Raw genomic sequence first — 17,352 nt, 5'->3', positions numbered from 1 at the left:
GCGGGTGCGGTGACCGGGGCACTCTCCAGATCAAGTCGACCGGCCCAGCTGACGGTCGTGCGTCGAAAGGAGCAACTCTGCGACGTGAGTGGCCTCGCGGATAACGTACCGGCCGGTCTCCTTGCTAATGCCGGTCGGCAGGGTGCGGCCGTGACCTGTGCCCTGGAGATTCCGCAACTCGTTGATGGTCGATGCAGTGGTCTTGGCTGACTGGTAGATGGCCCGCAGCTGTTTGCCCCCGGGGGCCATCGGGTTGACGGTCTGGGGCTGAAGCTGGAGCCGATCGAGTGCGAGGGCGAGCAACTCGTCGAAGTCCATCTTCCGGTCAGGGAGCATCTCCTGCTCCTCGAGAACGAATTTGCAGATCGACTCGAGTAGCTCCTTGGCACCGCCGAGCAGGGCACCTGGATCCTCAGCGTTGTGTTGGAGCCGTGCCAGCTGTTCGTCGAGCGCAGCGCGGCCACCAGTGGCGAGGTCGATGGGACCGGTGCGTTGGAGTCGGCCTTCGGCGTCGAGTCCCGCGCCCTTGGCGGTGAGTGCGCTGCGCAGGGTGGAGACTCGTTCCTTGACGATGGGGTCGGTCGCATGAAAGATGCGGCCGACGCGCAGCGCGGTCAGGAGTTGTTCCAGTAGCTTGTCGTCGACGCCACCGGGTCGTCGGCGGGCCGCCGCACAGACGGCAAGCACACGCTGCTGCTTGTTCGGCATCCCTGTCGACGGGTCGTACGGGTCAACGTCCGCCAAGCCGCACGCCATGAAGCAACGCGTGAGGGTGGCGTGGCTGGGGCCGTCCCCGGAGTAGAAGAATTGGGCCAGGGCGGCGGAGACCTCGTTGGTCAGTAGGGTCGAACTCATGGGTTCATTCTGGCCGAGCGGCTAACCGAGACTCGGTCGACTCGATTTGGCACACGAGTCACTGCGCTCCCGCTTGAGGGGACGGCGGCGTGTTGCCAAAGGCAGCGAGTTCACCATCCGTCCGCCAACGGTTGCGAGACTCGCAACCAGCGCGTGGCTGCACAGCCATCACCGTTTCGTTGAAGGTGCGGCGCTGTCAGTGGTGCGGTGGATGGCCTGCGGCAGCACACCTCGGTCTACTTGTCCGGCGGGATGACGGCCCCAGCGAACGGGCGCTGGGGCCACCTGCCCGTATCGTCGCGAGCGTCTCGAACGCCCGCACCGGCGGCGTTCTCGAAGCGAGCAACCAGCGGGGGGCCATGGTGTCGACCAGAGAGTCTGTGGGCGTTTCACATCGCGTGTGTCCCGACTCTCCAGTGGGCTGGGCGCACTCGTTCTCCGACATCCTCGACTGGGAGCGAGGTCACGCCTATCGCAACGGGCGTCCAGCGTCGCCGTTGGGTCCACGTGAGTAAGGGGACGCCCGTCAGCAGGAAGGCGACGCCACGACCCGTGGCGATGGGCTCGCCATCCTGTCGGTGCTCAGCGTGGTAGCAGCCGTCTCCAACCTGGGTCATGGCGAAGGCGGGCCTCACGCCATCGGGCGCTACTTCGCGCTCATGGGGGTGTGTGCCCCGCGACTCAGGTCCGTGAGGGAGACAGGGCAAGCCTTCTTGGGTTCGCCCGTTGTCCACCGCCGGCTGTCGGCAACCGTTATGCGGTTGACGGGTTCTAGGGCCGATGGCGGGAGGCAGCGATGCAGCGCGAGATTCGCCGGGGCGGCGACCTCGGGTTTGACGCCGATCGCCTCCAAGTCGCCACCGGGAGGGGGCGAGCCGTGCCGCAGCGGCCACTGCTCAACCTCCGGCGCGAGAGCGGGGCTGCCGCGACCCTCCTCGAGGTCGACCAAGAGAGCAGGGCCGCCTATGACTTCCCCACGGGGGTTGCGGCCGCGCGTGAAGCGGAGGGCCCTTTGGCAGATGTTCTCCTCATCGCCGAGGACCTGCTTCTGCAGGCCAGGAGGCTGGCAGACTCCGGCGCACCCAGAGAGGCGGTTGAGGCCATCCTCGACCAGGTCGCCGCCTTGCGGGAAGGCCGCCGCTGATGGCCGGGTACCGCAGACCTGTGAGCGAGGCAGACCGGGCGGCGGCGGCAGAGGCTCGGCAGGCCACGCTGGACAAGCTCCACACCCAACTCATCGACGGCATCCTCGCCCTCAACGACCCGCAGGCGTGGCAAGCCTGGCTGAAGTTCTCCAGCCAGTTCCACCGCTACTCCTTCGGGAACAGCCTGCTGATCATGCTTCAGGACCCGCAAGCGACCCACGTCGCCGGCTACCAGGCATTCAAGGCTATGGGCCGCCAGGTGCGCCGCGGCGAGACCGGCATCAAGGTCCTCGCGCCGATCACCCGCCGCGAACCCCGCCTCGACGATGCCGGCCAACCGGTGCGAGACGACCAGGGCCGCGTCTTGCACCGGACCCACGTGGTTGCGACTAAACCAGTCACGGTGTTCGATATCCGGCAGACCGACGGGCCTCCGTTACCCGACCCCAGGATCGGCGAGGCCACCCTCCTCACCGGGCAAGCCCCCTCCGGACTGTGGGACCGCCTCCAAGGCCTCCTCGAGGAACGGGGATTCGACGTACGTCGCGGCGCGGACCTCGGGGGGCCGAACGGCTATACCGACTTCGGCCGGCGGCTCGTCATGGTCCGCGATGACGTCGACGACGCCCAGGCCGTCAAGACCCTCGCCCACGAGGCCGGTCACGTGATCCTCCATCCGGACCAGCAGGGCCGCGACTGCCGGGGGATCATCGAGGTGGAAGCCGAATCGGTCGCGTACATGGTGACGAGCGCCCATGGGCTCGACTCCAGCCAGTACACCTTCAACTACGTCGCTGGCTGGGCCCTCAACGCGGTGACCGAGCAGCGTGACCTCGCCGACATCCTCCGCAGCACAGGCCAGCGTGTCATGGGCGCCGCAGACCTCATTCTTCAGACCACTCAGCCGGCTCCGACCATCACCGATATCGCGCTCGACGCTCTGGAGAGTGAGATCCGAGTGCAGACGGACCCCACGCGCTGGGAGGCAGTCTCCCTCGGCCAGGCCATCACCCCGGAGCCGCCGACCGTGCCTTCGCCGGCGCTGGCTCCCTCATTGGGCCTCTGACCATGACGATCGCGATGGACGAGTTCTGCTCACCAAGCCCATGCGACAGCGTTGCTCTGTCGACGCGGCGCTTGCACGACCTCAAGGGGAACGGTGCCTGCGCCTCCTTGTTGCTGCGAGCGGTCGGTGTCGGACCTGCCAGGCCTCACCGCGCACAGGAGGGAGCCGAACCTGTTCCTGCACGCGTCCCTCTCCGCTGGCTCGCCAGTGATCCCGGTGCGGGCTCCGCCTATGCTGAAGGGCAGCGATGGACGCGAGATCCGCGCGGATCTCGGGTTCGGAGCGATTCCCCACGCATTCCCCACGGCAAGGTGATTCAATGGCTACGGCCCATCAAAACTCCTTGTCAGAGGGCCATTCGCTTTGGATAGCAGAGAGCTTCAACTCCTCTTTCGCGCACAAAAGTGCCCCTGACTAGGGCAAATACAGGGAATCGGCGGGAGGCAAGACCTCTCGCCGATTTTCTGTTCTCGGGGCTGGGTCTGCTGTGGCAAGGGGTGATACCCGGGGGAGGCGGTCCAGATTGCCGTCGAGACGGGCTTCTGAACCGGTTGGTGATGCTCATTCCCCACGGACTCCTCACGGCGTGAAGGCGCCTTGGCTCGGTTGGTGGACGGCTCGATGCGGGGCGCGTGACTACAACGCCGTGACCCGGATCTGCTGTCGACGACGCCCGAATTTGATGCCGTAACGACGGGCGAAAACGAGGCCACCCGGACAGATTGGTTGGGTGATCTCAGTGGAGGATTGGGCGTTGATCCGGCGGCTGGTGGCCGAGGGGGTCCCGCGGCGTCAGGTGGCGCGGGAGCTGGGGATCGGTCGGGCGACGGTGGACAGGGCGGTCGCGTCGTCGGGGCCGCCGAAGTATCAGCGGGCGGCGCAGCCGACTGCGTTCGCGCCGTTCGAGGGCAGGGTTCGGCAGCTGTTGGCGCAGTGCCCGGACATGCCGGCGACGGTGATCGCGGAGCGGGTCGGCTGGGAGGGGTCGATCACCTGGTTTCGTGACAACGTGCGCCGGCTGCGGCCTGAGCATCATCGGGTCGATCCTGCTGATCGGCTGTCGTGGGCGCCGGGGGATGCCGCGCAGTGTGATCTGTGGTTCCCGCCGCAGAAGATCCCGCTCGAGGACGGGACCAGGGCGCTGCTGCCGGTGTTGGTGATGGTCGCGGCTCATTCGCGGTTCATCACCGCCCGGATGCTCCCGTCGCGCCGGACCGAGGACCTGCTGCTCGGCTCGTGGGACCTCATCGCGCGGTTGGGGCGGGTGCCTCGGCGGCTGATCTGGGACAACGAGCCGGGGATCGGGCAGCGGGGCCGGTTGACCCAGCAGGTGACCGCGTTCGCCGGGACCCTGGCGACGAGGGTGGTTCAGTTGAAGCCCTACGATCCCGAGTCGAAGGGCATCGTCGAGCGTAGTAACGGGTTCCTGGAGACCTCGTTCATGCCGGGGCGCCGGTTCGTCTCGGCGCGGGACTTCAACGCGCAACTGGCCGACTGGCTGCCCCGGGCGAACAGCAGAACCGTTCGGGCGCTCAAAGCCCGCCCGGACGACCTGATCGACGCCGATCGGGCCGCGATGCTCCCGTTACCGCCGGTCCCGGTCACGCTGGGCTGGCGGGAACGCGTCCGGCTGGGACGTGACTACTACATTCGCCTCGATTCGAATGACTACTCCGTCGACCCGACGGCCATCGGCCGGTTCGTGGACGTGACCGCGGACTTGGACCGGGTCCAGGTGATGCTGGACGACAGGATCGTCGCCGACCACGCCCGCGTCTGGGCTCGGGCCGCCACGCTCACCGATCCCGCTCACCTGGAGCGGGCCAGGCAGCTGCGCCAACAGTTCCAGCAACCCGCAGCACCACCCACCGATCAGGATCTCAGCCGAGATCTCGCTGACTACGACCGGGCGTTCGGGCTCACTGGAGGTGTCGCGTCATGACCGGCAGGACGAGCGAAACCCTCAAACAGATCCACTACCTCGGCTCCGCGTTGAAGGCCCCCAGGATCAGCGAGTCGGCCGCCCGCCTGGCAGACCAGGCAAGAGACGCCGGCTGGTCGTTCGAGTACTACCTGGCCGCGGTCCTGGAACGCGAGGTATCGGCCCGCAACGCCTCCGGCGCCGAGCTACGGATCCGCGCCGCGGCGTTCACCGCCCGCAAGACCCTCGAGGACTTCGACTGGGACGCGCAACCGGCAGTCCGGCCACAGGTCGCCGCCCTGGCCTCCGGCGCGTTCCTCACCGAGGCCCGCAACATCGTGCTGCTCGGCCCGCCCGGCACAGGGAAGACCCATCTCGCGATCGCTCTGGGTATCGTCGCCGCCCGCCACGGACACCGAGTGCTGTTCGCTACCGCCACCGACTGGGTCACCCGCCTCACCGATGCTCACCGCCAAGGCCGCCTTCCCCAGGAACTCGGCCGCCTACGCCGCTACGGCCTGATCATCATCGATGAGGTCGGCTACCTACCGTTTGAACAAGACGCCGCGAACCTGTTCTTCCAACTCGTCTCCAGCCGATACGAACACGCCTCCCTGGTCCTGACCTCGAACCTGCCGTTCAGCGGCTGGGGAGGCGTGTTCGGCGACCAAGCCGTCGCCGCCGCGATGATCGACCGCATCGTCCACCACGCCGACGTCCTCACGTTGAAGGGCGCCAGCTACCGCCTCCGAGGACGCGGGATCGACAGCCTGCCCAGCATCAAGACCCAAGATCAGGCAGACTGACCCCACGACGAAACAGTGGCCCCATTTTCGAGCGTCGCATCGGCCTCGTTTTCGACCGTCGTCGACATCTGCACCGTGGGCAACGTGGGGATTGCTGCCCGTCGTCCCGGGCGGTCGGCGCGAACCCGGATTCCTCGCGCAGTTGGCTGTTGGAGAGACGTGCGCGGTTTGGGGTGAGTCCGGCTTCTCGAGGGCCGCGGGTGACTGTGGTTCGACTGTTACCCGTTCTCGGGTCGGGCGGGGGCGTTCGGCGTAGTGTTTGTGGTGGTGATGGACCCCACCGAGGCTGGCTGCGCTGGCTTGAACCGCCTGTTTGGGCTGATGGCTCCTGTCCACCGGTTTCCCGGGGGCGGTCGAGCGTTGCCCGGGTGAGTTGAAAGGTCCCTGTCATGTCGTTGTCGTTTCGTGGGGTGCGTGCATTGGAGATCCTGGATTCGCGGGGTCGTCCGACGCTGTCGGTGACCGTCGAGTTGGCGGATGGTGTGGTGGCGTCGGCGGGGGTGCCGTCGGGTGCGTCGACGGGGACGCGTGAGGCGGTGGAGTTGCGCGACGGCGACAAGTCCCGCTTCGGGGGTGCCGGGGTGTTGAACGCGGTCGGGCATGTCAACGGTGAGATTGCCGACTTCCTGGTGGGCAGCGCGTTCGGGTCGTTGGCGGAGGTCGATGAGGGGTTGGCCGGGCTGGATGGGACGCCGAACAAGGGTCGCTTGGGGGCGAACGCGTTGGTGGGGGTGTCGATGGCGACGGCCCGCGCCGCCGCGATGGCCGACGGCAAGGAGTTGTTCGACTGGCTGCCGGTGTGGGGTGCCGGGCAGCGGTTGCCGGTGCCGTGCTTCAACGTGTTGAACGGTGGCGCGCACGCCCCGAACGCGCTGGATTTCCAGGAGTTCATGGTGTGTCCGGTGGGGGCGTCGTCGATGGCGGAGGCTGTCCGGGCGGGCGCGGAGGTGTATGCCGCCCTGCGTGCCGGGTTGCAGGCGCAGGGGATGGCCACCGGGTTGGGCGATGAGGGCGGTTTCGCGCCGGAGTTGGCCGTGCCGGAAGACGTGTTGGCGTTGATCGTCGCTGCCATCGAGAAGGCCGGCTATCCGGTGGGCCGTGGCGGGGTCGCGATCGCGTTGGATCCGGCGGCGTCGGAGTTCCGGCAGGCGGATGGACGCTACCGGGTCAACGGGATGATGTTGTCGAGCGACGAGATGATCGAACGCTACGCGGCGATGGTGGACAGGTTCCCGGTGTGGAGCATCGAGGACGGCTTGGGTGAGGACGACCGCGACGGCTGGGCGAAGCTGACCCAGCGCCTCGGCGACAAGATCCAGCTGGTGGGCGATGACAACTTCTGCACGAACCCGGCGATCATCGCCGACGCGATCAAGGCCGGGATTGCCAATGCGGCGCTGATCAAGTTGAACCAGATCGGCAGCGTGACCGAGACCCTGGAGGCGATGCGTTTGTGTCATGAGGCCGGCTACGGGCAGATGGTGTCCCACCGCTCGGGTGAGACACCGGACTCGTTCATCGCGGACCTGGTCGTGGCGACCGGCTGCGGGCAGATCAAGACCGGCGCGCCGGCGCGTGGGGAGCGGGTCGCGAAGTACAACCGGCTGCTCGAGATCGCCGCGGCCCGTCCGGAGCTGGCGTTCGGGCTTCCGGCGGGTGTGCTTCGGTGAGCCGGGTCCCGCCGCAGCCGCACCCGTCGCGGATCACCCCGTTCGCCGGTCACCCGATCGTGGTGGGGGTGACGCCAGAGCAGCCTGAACTGGTGACCCTGACCGCGGTGCAGTTGGCGCGCGACCTGGGGGTGGGGATCTTCTTCGGCTACGCCGACCCGGGCCGGGTGGTGGAACGGGAGTTCCCCGACGGCCGGGTCCAACACGCCGATCTGGACCCGGACCTGTCCGATGACGAGCAGTGGCGGCGGCGGGAAGCCCAGTTGACCAGGGCCCTGGCGCAGACCCTGACAGGCAGCGGCGTGTCGTGGGAGTTCCGCTATCTGGCGGGTCGGGCGGATCGGGCGTTGACGCATCTCGCGCGGGCGGTGGACGCGGCGGTGATCGTGGTCGGCACCCACCGGCCGGGCGGGGGCGGACGGATGCACGAACTGCTGCAGGGGGCGGTCGGCACCCACCTGGCCCACCACCAGCACCGTCCGGTGCTGGTGGTCACGACCGAGGTCGTCGACTGGAAGACCCCGCTGCAATGGCGGTGAGCACCCCAGACAGGACACGCCGCCCGCCGTACTTGCGGCCCTCGCTGGTGGGCCTGGTGGTGCTGGGCGGCACCATGGGAACCGCCCTACGGGACCGGATCGAGACCGTGTTCGCCACCCCCGCCGGCGGCCTGCCGTGGGCCACGTTGACGATCAACGTGACGGGGGCGTTCCTGCTCGGCGTCCTGCTGGAGGTACTCGCCCTGGTCGCCCCGGAAGGCAACCGGAGGCGGGGGCTGCAGCTCACCTTCGGGACGGGTCTGCTCGGCGGCTACACCACCTACAGCACGTTCGTGGTGGAGATCGTCCATCTGGGCCGACACGGATCGGTGCCGCTGGCCGCGATCTATGCCGCGGGGAGCGTCCTGGCCGGCTGCACGGCCGCGTTGCTGGCGATGAGTGTCACCCGCGCGGCCGTCCGCGCGACCTGGAAGGACACCCCGTGAGCGCACTGTGGGTGGCCCTGGCTGGTGGGCTGGGAGCCGGCAGCCGGTTCGTACTGGACGGCCTCCTCACCGAACACAGCAACCGCTCCCTGCCCACGGCCACGCTGATCATCAACGTGGCAGGTTCCTTCCTGCTCGGCGTGGTCACCGGCTGGGCCACCCATGACGGGCTGACGATACTCCGAGCCGTGGCCGGGGTCGGGTTCCTGGGCGGATTCACCACCTTCAGCACCGCCAGCGTCGAACTCGTCCGCCTGCTCCGCGCCGAACGACCGAGAGCCGCCGCCGTCCTCGCCGCCACGATGATCGGCGTCAGCATCGCCATGGCCATACTGGGCCTGACCGTGGGTGAACGCATCGCGTGACCACAGGACGACGCCTTGGCAAGCTGGGCCCGATCAACTACTAACGCGGCGGACGTCCACCACCTCAGTTCCTCCTCACGTGCCCGGCACAGGCCCAGAGTGGTCGACTCCGGCCGCGGATTGCCATCGGCCGCTCCCAGACGTCCGCGGTGGGTCAGGCTGCGGTGTCCGAGCACCCTGATTCTGGGCTACTTGGCCGGCAATCTCTCACCCCGAGAGACCACAACCCAGGCTTGGCGTACTCCCACGCGACGGCCGCCCGACAGGCGGGGTGGCCTCGGCCCTGCAGCTCGGAACGAACGGTGACCAGAAGGCGTCGATCATCATCTGGCGAGTCGGCCACTAGTCTCATTCCGTGACCGTTCCATGGGTGATGTCGAGGGTTGTCTGATGGCGTTCGGGACCGTCGTGGTGATCGGTTTCTGCATGCTGGTGGTCGCAGCCTTGTACTCGGCGGTGGGACATGGGGGTGGCTCGGGCTATCTGGCGGTGATGGCTCTGTTCGCGGTGGCGCCGGAGGTGATGCGTCCCTCGGCGCTGGTGCTGAACATCGTGGTGGCGTCGTTGGCGGCGTGGACGTTCCTGCGGCAGGGGGCGTTCTCTTGGCGGACCTTGTGGGCGTTGGCGCTGACGGCGGTCCCGATGGCGTTCCTCGGGGGTCAGCTCTCGGTTCCGGGGGTGGTGTACAAGCCGTTGCTGGCGGCCGTCTTGTTGTGGTCGGCGGTGGTCCTGTTGTCGCCGCGTGCTCAGCCGTGTGACGACCCGACGCTGACCCCGCCGGTGGTTCCCGCACTGGCGGCGGGTGCCGGGTTGGGGTTGTTGTCGGGGTTGACCGGGATCGGCGGGGGGATCTTCCTCAGTCCGTTGTTGTTGTTCGCCCGTTGGGCTCCCACCCGGCAGGCCTCGGGTGTGGCTGCGGTGTTCATTCTGCTCAATTCCTTGGCGGGTCTGGCAGGGCAGGCGGCATCGGTCGCGGCGATCCCGTGGACGGCCCTGGCGGTGTGGGTGCCGCTGGTTGTTGTCGGTGGTGTGGCCGGGTCCCGTTACGGTTCCCGCACCGCGAACACGAGGAACATCTACCGCCTGCTCGGGGTGGTCCTTTCGATCGCCGCGGTGAAGATGCTGCTGACCCTGGGCGGCTAGCCGACGATGATCAGATAGATCGAGATGGTGGCGAGCAGCACCAGGACGTAGCGTTCGAAGCCCTTCACTGAGACTCGGCGCAGGAAGCGGTTCGCGACCCAGGTGCCGGCCACCATGGTCGCCCCGAGGATGGCCGCCAGTCCCCAGAAGCTGCCATCCAGGGTGAGGGTGGTGCCGTAGACGACGGTCTTGACGGCGTGCATGGCGAGGGCGGTGGTGGCTTCGCTGGCCACGTAGGTCACCGGCGGCAGCCCCAGGGACAGGAACACAGCAGCCCCGAGAGGGCCGGCGCTGCCGATCAGGCCGGACAGGAATCCGGTGAGGGCACCTCCACCCAGCAACAGCCGGGTCGACGGTTTGAACGTGAGGATCCGGAAGTACTTCAGGACAGCGAAGGCCAGCACCCCCACCCCGATGGAGCGGGTCAGCAACCCGGTAGGGAGGGACACGAAGAGCAGTGAGCCGGCGACGCTGGCGGGGATGGCGCCGACCAGGAACAGTCCCACGGGCCGCCAGGCGATGCTGCGGACGCCGAAGCCGACCCGGGACAGGTTGCCGACGAGTTGGGCGACGGTCAGCAGCGGGACTGCTTGTTCGGCTCCGACGACGGTGGTCAGCAGGGGCAGGAGCAGCAGGGCTCCGCCGAAGCCGGCCGACCCCGAGACGGCGGCCGCCACGAACGCCCCCAACACAAGGAGAGCCACGTCCAGCACGATCATCCCCCCGCCTGCATGGGTTCAACCTACCCACGGGCTGGCGGCCTTCTCAGCCGGCCGCGGTGGAATCGCGGTCGGCGCGAGTGGGCTGAGTCGGGCGGCCGGAAGGCGAACTCCCTGACGGTGAAGAACGCCGTTCCCGCGGATTGGTCGGGACTGCACCCGATGACCTCAACAGGTTCAGAAGCAAAGACGCCCATCAGCGACTCTGCATCACACCCCGGGAGGGCAGGCGTGTGATGCGGCTGGGGCCGGAGACTCCTCTCCGATCCGGAGCTCGAGTCATCTCAAGACCCCAGAGCACGACTGTCCACGGGAAGAATCGGCCTCCGTTATGCGGGGTGAGAGCTTCGCCCACCCACGGCAAGGAGTGTCGCCAAGTATCCCGACGCCAAGGGGCATCGTCCACACGTACAGAACGCGGAGAGACCGGCATCAAGGTCCTCGCTCCCATCATTGCCGCGAACCTGGCCTCTCCGTCGGCGTGACCCTCACCCAGGAACCGCCGCCCGCAGGCTGGCCGGTGCCCTTCCCCACAGTGGCTCGCTGACGATGACAACCGCGCTGATCTAGCGTTCTTCGGCCTGCCACTCCTAGAGTGTCTCGCGGCCAGTGGCGTCCTTGCCTGTCCAACGCATCTCATAACGGACTGTTTCTCACTATGCGAAACGCTAGCTTTTCAGAAACATCGATCTTGGATGACGGTCCCTGGAGCCTCCGACAGCGGGGGTGCACCGGAGGAGGCGGAAGGCGCCGTCGGTGACAATCTGATCCCCACGAGATCCCCACGTTTCACACCCGGCCCACGAGCGCGCTGCCCGGAATGGCTGCTTGCTTGCCAGGGTTCCTGTGGACGCCGCTGCGGGGGTCAGTCGTGAGTGGCGTGTTCGGAATCGTTGTGGGTGGGGGGTTCGAGTTGGAGGGTGGAGTGTTCGACGCTGACGTCGAAGTGACTGGCCACACAGGCCTGGAGGTCGGTCAGCATCTGGGCGGCGTGGCCGTCGGTGAAGCAGGCGTCTTCGACGACGACGTGGGCTGTGAGGACGGGCAGTCCGGTGGCGATGGTGGAGGCGTGGAGGTCGTGCACGCCAACCACATGCGGAACCTCCAGGATGTGTCGTCGGACGTCGTCCAAGTCCAGCCCTTGGGGGGTGGACTCCAGCAGGATGCTACCCGCCTGCCGAAGGATGGTGATTGCCCGGGGCACGATCAGGGCGGCGATCAGCATGCCCGCCAGCGCGTCGATGGGCGTCCACCCTGTCCGCATGATCACGATCGCGCTGACGATGACCGCGACCGATCCGAGGGCGTCGTTGACCACTTCGAGGAACGCGGCGCGCATGTTGAGGTTCGCGTCACGGCCGGAGGTGAGGACCAGCATCGAGACGATGTTGCCGACCAGACCGACGATGCCGAACACGAGCAACCCACCGGCTGTGACCTCGGGCGGCTCGAACAGCCGCCGCACGCCCTCAACGAATGCGTAGATCCCCACGCCAAGCAAGACCGCGGACTGGGCACCCGCGGCCAGCACCTCAGCACGCCGATACCCCCACGTCCGATCGGGGGTGGGCGGTCTCAACGCGAGGCTGGCGGCGATCAGGGCCATCAACAACCCGGAGGCGTCGGTGAGCATGTGGCCGGCGTCGACCAACAGCGCAAGGCTATTGGTCCACCAGGCGCCGATGACTTCGGCGACCAGGATGGAGACGGTGATCCCGAAGGCGATCGCCAGCTTCCTCCGGTGGGTCCCCGGAGCGGCGTGGTCGTGGCCGGCGCTCATGCGGTTGCACCCACCAGCACCTGTGGGGTGGGCGGCGCGGTGAGGGTGGGCAGGTGGGTGGTGCGGCCGGCACGGACACCGTTGGCGATCACGAACACTTCGGCGATCTCGTGAACGAGCACGACGGCTGCCAACCCGAGGATCCCGAACACTGCCAGCGGGATCAGGATCGAGATGAGCGCGATCGATGCGGCCACGTTCTGCAGCATGATCCGCCGAGTGTGGCGGGCGTGGTCGAACGCGTGCGTGAGCAGGCGCAGGTCGTCACCCATCAGGGCGACATCGGCGGTCTCGATGGCCACGTCGGTGCCCATCGCACCCATCGCCACCCCGAGGTCGGCAGCAGCCAACGCGGGCGCGTCGTTCACCCCGTCACCGACCATCGCCGTGGCGCGCCCCGCGTCCCGGAGCCGACCGATGATCGCGGACTTGTCCTCGGGCCGCAGGTCGGCGTACACCTCGTCGATGCCCGCCTCGGCGGCAAGAGCATGCGCGGTGGCCTGGTTGTCGCCGGTCAGCATCGCGACGGTGTACCCGTCGGCGCGGAGGCGTGCGACCACGTCGGCGGCCTCGGGCCGCAACTCGTCTCGGACCGCCACCGCTCCCACCGGTAGCCCGTCGACCTCGACCAGGACCGCAGTCGCGCCGGCCCTCTGCATGCGGGCGACGTCGGCGGCCAGGGGGCTGGCGTCGATCCAACCCGGACGCCCCAGCCGCAGCGTGCGCCCGTCGAGGGTGCCGGTCAGGCCAGCGCCCACCTCGGCGGCCACGTCGTCGGCGGCTCGAACAGCGTCGGTGGCGGCCAGGATCGCCTTGGCCAGCGGGTGCTCGCTGCGCACCTCCAGGGCGGCTGCCCACGCCAGCACCTGTGCGCGGGAGAAGGGGTCGATGGTGGCGACGTCGATCACCGCCGGTTGGTTGCGGGTCAGGGTTCCGGTCTTGTCGAGCGCGATCGTGCGGACCCGGCCCAGGGTTTCCAGGGCGGCTCCGCCCTTGATCAGGATGCCGCGGCGGCTGGCCGCGCCGATCGAGGCCACCGCGGTGACCGGCACCGAGATCGCCAACGCACACGGCGAGGCGGCCACCACCATCACGAGCGCCCGCTGCAGCCACAGCATCGGATCCCCGAGCAGGAACCCGGTTACGACGGTGAGCGTGGCGGCGATCAGGATGCCGGGCACCAGCGGTTTGGCGATTCGGTCGGCCAGCCGCTGGGTGTCGCCCTTGCGGGACTGCTCGGCCTCCACGATGTGCACGATCCGGGCCAACGAGTTGTCCTCAGCGCGGGCGGTGACCTCAATGTCCAGGACGCCCGAGCCGTTGATCGACCCGGCAAAGACCTGCTCCCCGGGACCCACCTCCATCGGGATCGATTCGCCGGTGATCGCCGAGGTGTCCAGCGCGGTCCGACCAGTTCTCACCACCCCGTCAGTCGCGAGTCGTTCGCCGGGCCGAACCACCATCAGGTCACCCAAGACGAGGCCGTCCGGGGCGATCACCACGTCCCGACCGTTGCGTCGGACGGTCGCCTCCCGGGGTACCAGGTCGAGCAGCGCACGCAACCCGTGACGGGTCTTGGCGAGCGAGAAGTCCTCCAAGCCCTCACTGAGGGAGAACAAGAACGCTAACGTCGCGGCCTCCTCCACCTGACCCAGGGCGGTCGCGCCGACCGCACCAATCGTCATCAACAGGCCCACCCCGACCTTTCCCTTGGCGAGCTTCCGCAGGGCGCCGGGCACGAACGTCGACCCGCCCACCAGCAACGCCGCCCAGCTCAACACCAGCTCGGCGGCCTCCCAGCCGGCCAGACCGGCGAGGAACCCTGCCAGCAACAGCACCCCCGACACCAGCCCCAACTGGATGTCGCGCACCTGCCACAGGTGCTCCACCGCGTCATCGTCATCGTCGCCGTGACCCTTCGTCACGACCGGGGCGTCGCACCCACACGCCGACACGCCTTCGTCGCGCTCGTCGCGGGCCTGGCACTCTGCCCCGCTCATCGGAGCGCCCCCACCGAGGCGTGCACCCGCAGGGTTTCCGGTGCCGGGTTGTCCGTGGTACCCACCCCGTAGTTGGGGCATAGGGCCACCCCCTGACCCGTCGTCTCAAGCAGCCGCTCCGCCGCCGCCAGCACGGCCAGCAACTCCGGGGCACTCACAAGCGAGAACACTGACGCCCGCCCCTGCGGACGCGACACCACCAGACCGCACTCCCGCAGACACGCCAAATGGGCACTCACCGTCGACTGAGCCAGACCCAGGTGCTCGGTCAGGTCCCGCACCCGATGCTCCCCCAACGTCAGGTGTTGCAGGATCGCCAACCGAGACGGATCCGACAAGCTGTGAAACATGGCTGCTGCGACCTGCAGGTCGCCCCCGTCGGGCGCCCCACCGGCAGTTGAATGCATCGTCATACGACGATGGTATCGTGATCTCTCACTCATGTCGCCTGGGCGGCCAGCTAGCGGGTTCGCTTCGCGAGGCGCTCCGTCGCACGCCCGTCCTGATCCTCGGTTCGGATCGCGCTCACCACCTGAAGATCTCCTCAAGCATCCGATCCGGCATAGCATCGGCGAATGGATCCCCTCAAGTCCGTCGCGTTGTTCCTCGCCGCCGCTGTGGCCGAAATCGGTGGTGCCTGGCTGGTCTGGCAGGGAGTCCGCGAACACAAGGGTTGGGCGTGGATCGGCGCCGGGGTCATCGCCCTGGGCCTCTACGGGTTCGTCGCGACCCTGCAGCCCGATGCGCACTTCGGCCGCATCCTCGCCGCCTACGGCGGCGTCTTCGTGGCTGGCTCGCTGGCCTGGGGAATGCTGGTCGACGGGTTTCGACCCGATCGCTACGACGTGATCGGGGCACTGACCTGTCTCGTGGGAGTGGCCGTGATCATGTACGCGCCCAGAACCGCCTGAGACGCGATCTGCGAGGCAGGGTTTGGCGGGCTCGAGGCGCCCGCCGGGCTTCTCGGTCTCTCGCTACCGCGAGCCGAGGGTGAGTTGCGCCCGGTGGTGACGGTAGTGCTTCGGTGCCCACGCGAGTAGGTCTGCTCGGCTCATCCACGGCAGGAAGTATGGGTCCCAGCTCTGCGGCACGTGCATGCCGCGTGCCAGGTCCGCCGGGGAGGCTTGGTCAGCCCAGCGCAGCAGCCAGTCGGTGTCGCGGCGCATCCAGCGTCGGGTGACGGCCAGTGGCAGGGTCCGGCCGCCGGCAGCGCTGGCAATGTAGTTGATCCACTCGTAAGGCTTGGTGGCCGTGGTGAGAAGTCGAGCCCACCCTCGGGAGGCACCGGGTGGGAGCCGGGAGAAGCCTCCGATGAGCGGGATGAAGACCCGGGCGATCCGCATCCCGAACCACAGGTGGAACAGCAACTCCTGGTTGGTCCACTTCGTCCCTTGGGAGGGAGCGCGCAACCGCTCGCCGGGGGCGTTCGTGGCCAGCTCGTCGAAGTCGGCCTGGACCCACACCAACTCCGCCCGGGTCGCCTCGTCCACAGCCATACTCTCAAGTCTCCGCGGGGTGGACGATGGGCACAACACGACCGTCGAGCGCCCCCTACTGTGGGCCCGTTTCTTGGTTGGCGTCACGACCGTGCCCCGCCGTCGACCATGGAGATGCGCCCGGCCCTTCTCGGGTCTCTGGGGGAAGCGGGAGACTATCCGGTGCAGCTCGAGACGAACGCCGATACCCGACCGAGAGCACCTGCCCTCAGGCGGTAGTGCACCCAGCGCCCTCGCTGATCTCGTTCCAGGAGCCCGGATTCCACCAGCTTCTTGAGATGGTGGGACAGGGTGGGCTGGGAGATACCCAGGGCGCCCGGCAGGTGACAGGCGCAGGCGGTGGTGTCGGGGGAATCGGCGACCAGACGCAGCAGCCTGAGCCTGACCGGATCAGCCAAGACTTTGAGCACGGCGGCGAGTTGCTCGGCTTCGGAGGCGGGCATGAGTTCGTCATTGCTGGCCGGCGCGCACTCCAGCACAGGCAAGGTGCGGATCATCTCTTGAACCCTCTCGGATCGCGGGCCGGTTGGTGACTGCTGTCGTTCGCCGTCTGACCTGCGAGCGGTGTGGCCTCACGTTCGGCTGTCATCGCCTGCAGGAGTCCGTGCACGCGCTCGGCGATGTCGTCACGCATGAGTCGGACACGCTCCAGTCCGTCGATCCCCTGATCTGAGGGGTCGTGGATCAGCCAGGTTTCGATTGGTGCCCGCATGTCCTCGACGGCGTCGACTCGGGCTTCGTTCCCGAGCACGATGACGCGGTCGGCGGCGGTTAGCATGCCCGGTTCGAGCCTGGTCGGCACCTGGTCGGACATGTCCGCGCCCAGTTCGGCGACCGCAATCGCGGACAGGTCGTGCACCTGTGCGTCCGGGTCGGTGCCCGCTGATCTGACGTCAACGAGCCCGCCCCCGAACTGTTGCATGATCGCGGCCGCCATCTGGGACTTGCCGGCGTTGTGGACGCACACAAAGAGCACCCTCGGCTTGGACTGCTCACCGGCTGCCTGGCTCACCACGTCAGGATGAGAGGTACCTATCATGGCTACTCCTTGAACATTGACGAGTGTCGATTTGAACTGCGCCGAGTCCGCCTCGTCCTTCACCAAGCAGATGGAGCCCCCGACACCGAGGAGACGGTGAAGCTAAGGGCTCTAGAGGTGGTGCGGGCTGTTGCGGCGAGGAAGACCAGGGCGAGACGGGCCTCCTAGCTTGCGATGGTGGAGATTCTGTCGTCGCTGAACCAGCCCACCAGGAGCTCACCGTCCTCGACGCGAGCCACCAATCCTACCCACCGGCCGACGGTCTTGCGACGGTTGACCACCAGGGCGGGAACGGTGGCGTCGAGCCAGGCCACCCGCACCCCCTGATCGCCGAGCTTCCTCACGGTGCGTCCGAGACGGTC

The 17,352-nt window shown here is 67.9% G+C and carries 19 protein-coding genes and 1 riboswitch; of the genes, 10 read left to right on the top strand and 9 right to left on the bottom strand.

Features of this window, described 5'->3' with window-relative positions; translation table 11 throughout:
* Positions 1 to 30 precede the first annotated feature (30 nt).
* Positions 31 to 855 (bottom strand): abortive infection family protein, encoded by an 825-nt coding sequence (locus tag ACX1D3_RS00710; RefSeq protein WP_458995065.1) that lies wholly within the window; start codon positions 853 to 855, stop codon positions 31 to 33.
* 796 nt (positions 856 to 1,651) lie between these two features.
* Between ACX1D3_RS00710 and ACX1D3_RS00705 the strand changes: the two genes are divergently transcribed.
* The 9 genes from ACX1D3_RS00705 to ACX1D3_RS00665 all read left to right on the top strand — a co-directional run bounded on the left by ACX1D3_RS00705 (position 1,652) and on the right by ACX1D3_RS00665 (position 9,956).
* Complete coding sequence (locus ACX1D3_RS00705) at positions 1,652 to 1,999, top strand: hypothetical protein (RefSeq protein WP_458995064.1); 348 nt, start codon at positions 1,652 to 1,654, stop codon at positions 1,997 to 1,999.
* Positions 2,000 to 2,019: 20 nt separating this feature from the next.
* Positions 2,020 to 3,066, top strand: a complete 1,047-nt coding sequence (locus ACX1D3_RS00700) for an ArdC-like ssDNA-binding domain-containing protein (protein ID WP_458995063.1) — start codon at positions 2,020 to 2,022, stop codon at positions 3,064 to 3,066.
* 730 nt (positions 3,067 to 3,796) lie between these two features.
* Complete coding sequence (gene istA / locus ACX1D3_RS00695) at positions 3,797 to 5,008, top strand: IS21 family transposase (protein ID WP_458995062.1); 1,212 nt, start codon at positions 3,797 to 3,799, stop codon at positions 5,006 to 5,008.
* On the top strand, positions 5,005 to 5,793 hold the full coding sequence (gene istB, locus ACX1D3_RS00690) for an IS21-like element helper ATPase IstB (protein ID WP_458995061.1): 789 nt from the start codon (positions 5,005 to 5,007) through the stop codon (positions 5,791 to 5,793). Before istA ends, istB begins: the two co-directional genes overlap by 4 nt.
* 257 nt (positions 5,794 to 6,050) lie before the next feature.
* A riboswitch (Fluoride riboswitch) is annotated at positions 6,051 to 6,131 on the top strand.
* Positions 6,132 to 6,182: 51 nt separating this feature from the next.
* Positions 6,183 to 7,463, top strand: a complete 1,281-nt coding sequence (gene eno, locus ACX1D3_RS00685; RefSeq protein WP_458995060.1) for a phosphopyruvate hydratase — start codon at positions 6,183 to 6,185, stop codon at positions 7,461 to 7,463.
* On the top strand, positions 7,460 to 8,002 hold the full coding sequence (locus ACX1D3_RS00680) for a universal stress protein (RefSeq protein ID WP_458995059.1): 543 nt from the start codon (positions 7,460 to 7,462) through the stop codon (positions 8,000 to 8,002). The genes eno and ACX1D3_RS00680 overlap by 4 nt, the downstream gene beginning before the upstream one ends.
* The gene (locus ACX1D3_RS00675; RefSeq protein ID WP_458995058.1) at positions 7,999 to 8,448 is read left to right on the top strand and encodes a fluoride efflux transporter FluC; all 450 of its coding nucleotides are present in this window, start codon (positions 7,999 to 8,001) and stop codon (positions 8,446 to 8,448) included. Before ACX1D3_RS00680 ends, ACX1D3_RS00675 begins: the two co-directional genes overlap by 4 nt.
* The gene (locus ACX1D3_RS00670) at positions 8,445 to 8,813 is read left to right on the top strand and encodes a fluoride efflux transporter FluC (protein ID WP_458995057.1); all 369 of its coding nucleotides are present in this window, start codon (positions 8,445 to 8,447) and stop codon (positions 8,811 to 8,813) included. Before ACX1D3_RS00675 ends, ACX1D3_RS00670 begins: the two co-directional genes overlap by 4 nt.
* 390 nt (positions 8,814 to 9,203) lie before the next feature.
* Positions 9,204 to 9,956, top strand: coding sequence for a sulfite exporter TauE/SafE family protein (locus ACX1D3_RS00665; RefSeq protein WP_458995056.1), 753 nt, complete (start codon positions 9,204 to 9,206; stop codon positions 9,954 to 9,956).
* Here the strand turns inward: ACX1D3_RS00665 and ACX1D3_RS00660 are convergent.
* The 4 genes from ACX1D3_RS00660 to ACX1D3_RS00645 form a co-directional block, all read right to left on the bottom strand.
* Entirely contained in the window at positions 9,953 to 10,675 is a 723-nt protein-coding gene (locus tag ACX1D3_RS00660; RefSeq protein ID WP_458995055.1) for a sulfite exporter TauE/SafE family protein, read from the bottom strand. The genes ACX1D3_RS00665 and ACX1D3_RS00660 overlap by 4 nt on opposite strands.
* Before the next feature lie 865 nt (positions 10,676 to 11,540).
* Positions 11,541 to 12,455 carry a cation diffusion facilitator family transporter gene (locus ACX1D3_RS00655; protein WP_458995054.1) on the bottom strand — a complete coding sequence of 305 codons (915 nt, stop codon included), beginning with the start codon at positions 12,453 to 12,455 and terminating at the stop codon, positions 11,541 to 11,543.
* The gene (locus ACX1D3_RS00650; RefSeq protein ID WP_458995053.1) at positions 12,452 to 14,455 is read right to left on the bottom strand and encodes a heavy metal translocating P-type ATPase; all 2,004 of its coding nucleotides are present in this window, start codon (positions 14,453 to 14,455) and stop codon (positions 12,452 to 12,454) included. Before ACX1D3_RS00650 ends, ACX1D3_RS00655 begins: the two co-directional genes overlap by 4 nt.
* Positions 14,452 to 14,868, bottom strand: coding sequence for an ArsR/SmtB family transcription factor (locus tag ACX1D3_RS00645; RefSeq protein ID WP_458995052.1), 417 nt, complete (start codon positions 14,866 to 14,868; stop codon positions 14,452 to 14,454). The genes ACX1D3_RS00650 and ACX1D3_RS00645 overlap by 4 nt, the downstream gene beginning before the upstream one ends.
* A 162-nt stretch (positions 14,869 to 15,030) precedes the next feature.
* Between ACX1D3_RS00645 and ACX1D3_RS00640 the strand changes: the two genes are divergently transcribed.
* Positions 15,031 to 15,366 carry a YnfA family protein gene (locus ACX1D3_RS00640; protein ID WP_458995051.1) on the top strand — a complete coding sequence of 112 codons (336 nt, stop codon included), beginning with the start codon at positions 15,031 to 15,033 and terminating at the stop codon, positions 15,364 to 15,366.
* Positions 15,367 to 15,429: 63 nt separating this feature from the next.
* On the opposite strand, the gene ACX1D3_RS00635 is transcribed toward ACX1D3_RS00640, so the two are convergent.
* The 4 genes from ACX1D3_RS00635 to ACX1D3_RS00620 all read right to left on the bottom strand — a co-directional run bounded on the left by ACX1D3_RS00635 (position 15,430) and on the right by ACX1D3_RS00620 (position 17,334).
* The gene (locus tag ACX1D3_RS00635; protein ID WP_458995050.1) at positions 15,430 to 15,951 is read right to left on the bottom strand and encodes a DinB family protein; all 522 of its coding nucleotides are present in this window, start codon (positions 15,949 to 15,951) and stop codon (positions 15,430 to 15,432) included.
* A gap of 155 nt (positions 15,952 to 16,106) precedes the next feature.
* Positions 16,107 to 16,448 carry an ArsR/SmtB family transcription factor gene (locus tag ACX1D3_RS00630; RefSeq protein WP_458995049.1) on the bottom strand — a complete coding sequence of 114 codons (342 nt, stop codon included), beginning with the start codon at positions 16,446 to 16,448 and terminating at the stop codon, positions 16,107 to 16,109.
* A complete protein-coding gene (locus ACX1D3_RS00625) occupies positions 16,445 to 17,053 on the bottom strand; it encodes an arsenate-mycothiol transferase ArsC (RefSeq protein WP_458995048.1) in 609 nt (202 codons plus the stop codon). The genes ACX1D3_RS00630 and ACX1D3_RS00625 overlap by 4 nt, the downstream gene beginning before the upstream one ends.
* Positions 17,054 to 17,154: 101 nt before the next feature.
* Positions 17,155 to 17,334, bottom strand: coding sequence for a hypothetical protein (locus tag ACX1D3_RS00620; protein ID WP_458995047.1), 180 nt, complete (start codon positions 17,332 to 17,334; stop codon positions 17,155 to 17,157).
* Positions 17,335 to 17,352 lie beyond the last annotated feature (18 nt).

It is taken from the genome of Tessaracoccus yangjingae, assembly GCF_054483935.1.
This window is presented reverse-complemented; position numbering and strand designations above follow the sequence as displayed.

Coding starts and splice junctions, on each gene's coding strand:
- ACX1D3_RS00665 (WP_458995056.1), top strand. CDS start 9,204: ATGGCGTTCGGGACCGTCGTGGTGATCGGTTTCTGCATGCTGGTGGTC.
- ACX1D3_RS00660 (WP_458995055.1), bottom strand. CDS start 10,675: ATGATCGTGCTGGACGTGGCTCTCCTTGTGTTGGGGGCGTTCGTGGCG.
- ACX1D3_RS00635 (WP_458995050.1), bottom strand. CDS start 15,951: ATGGCTGTGGACGAGGCGACCCGGGCGGAGTTGGTGTGGGTCCAGGCC.
- ACX1D3_RS00655 (WP_458995054.1), bottom strand. CDS start 12,455: ATGAGCGCCGGCCACGACCACGCCGCTCCGGGGACCCACCGGAGGAAG.
- ACX1D3_RS00705 (WP_458995064.1), top strand. CDS start 1,652: ATGCAGCGCGAGATTCGCCGGGGCGGCGACCTCGGGTTTGACGCCGAT.
- ACX1D3_RS00645 (WP_458995052.1), bottom strand. CDS start 14,868: ATGACGATGCATTCAACTGCCGGTGGGGCGCCCGACGGGGGCGACCTG.
- ACX1D3_RS00630 (WP_458995049.1), bottom strand. CDS start 16,448: ATGATCCGCACCTTGCCTGTGCTGGAGTGCGCGCCGGCCAGCAATGAC.
- ACX1D3_RS00640 (WP_458995051.1), top strand. CDS start 15,031: ATGGATCCCCTCAAGTCCGTCGCGTTGTTCCTCGCCGCCGCTGTGGCC.
- istB (WP_458995061.1), top strand. CDS start 5,005: ATGACCGGCAGGACGAGCGAAACCCTCAAACAGATCCACTACCTCGGC.
- ACX1D3_RS00710 (WP_458995065.1), bottom strand. CDS start 855: ATGAGTTCGACCCTACTGACCAACGAGGTCTCCGCCGCCCTGGCCCAA.
- eno (WP_458995060.1), top strand. CDS start 6,183: ATGTCGTTGTCGTTTCGTGGGGTGCGTGCATTGGAGATCCTGGATTCG.
- ACX1D3_RS00650 (WP_458995053.1), bottom strand. CDS start 14,455: ATGAGCGGGGCAGAGTGCCAGGCCCGCGACGAGCGCGACGAAGGCGTG.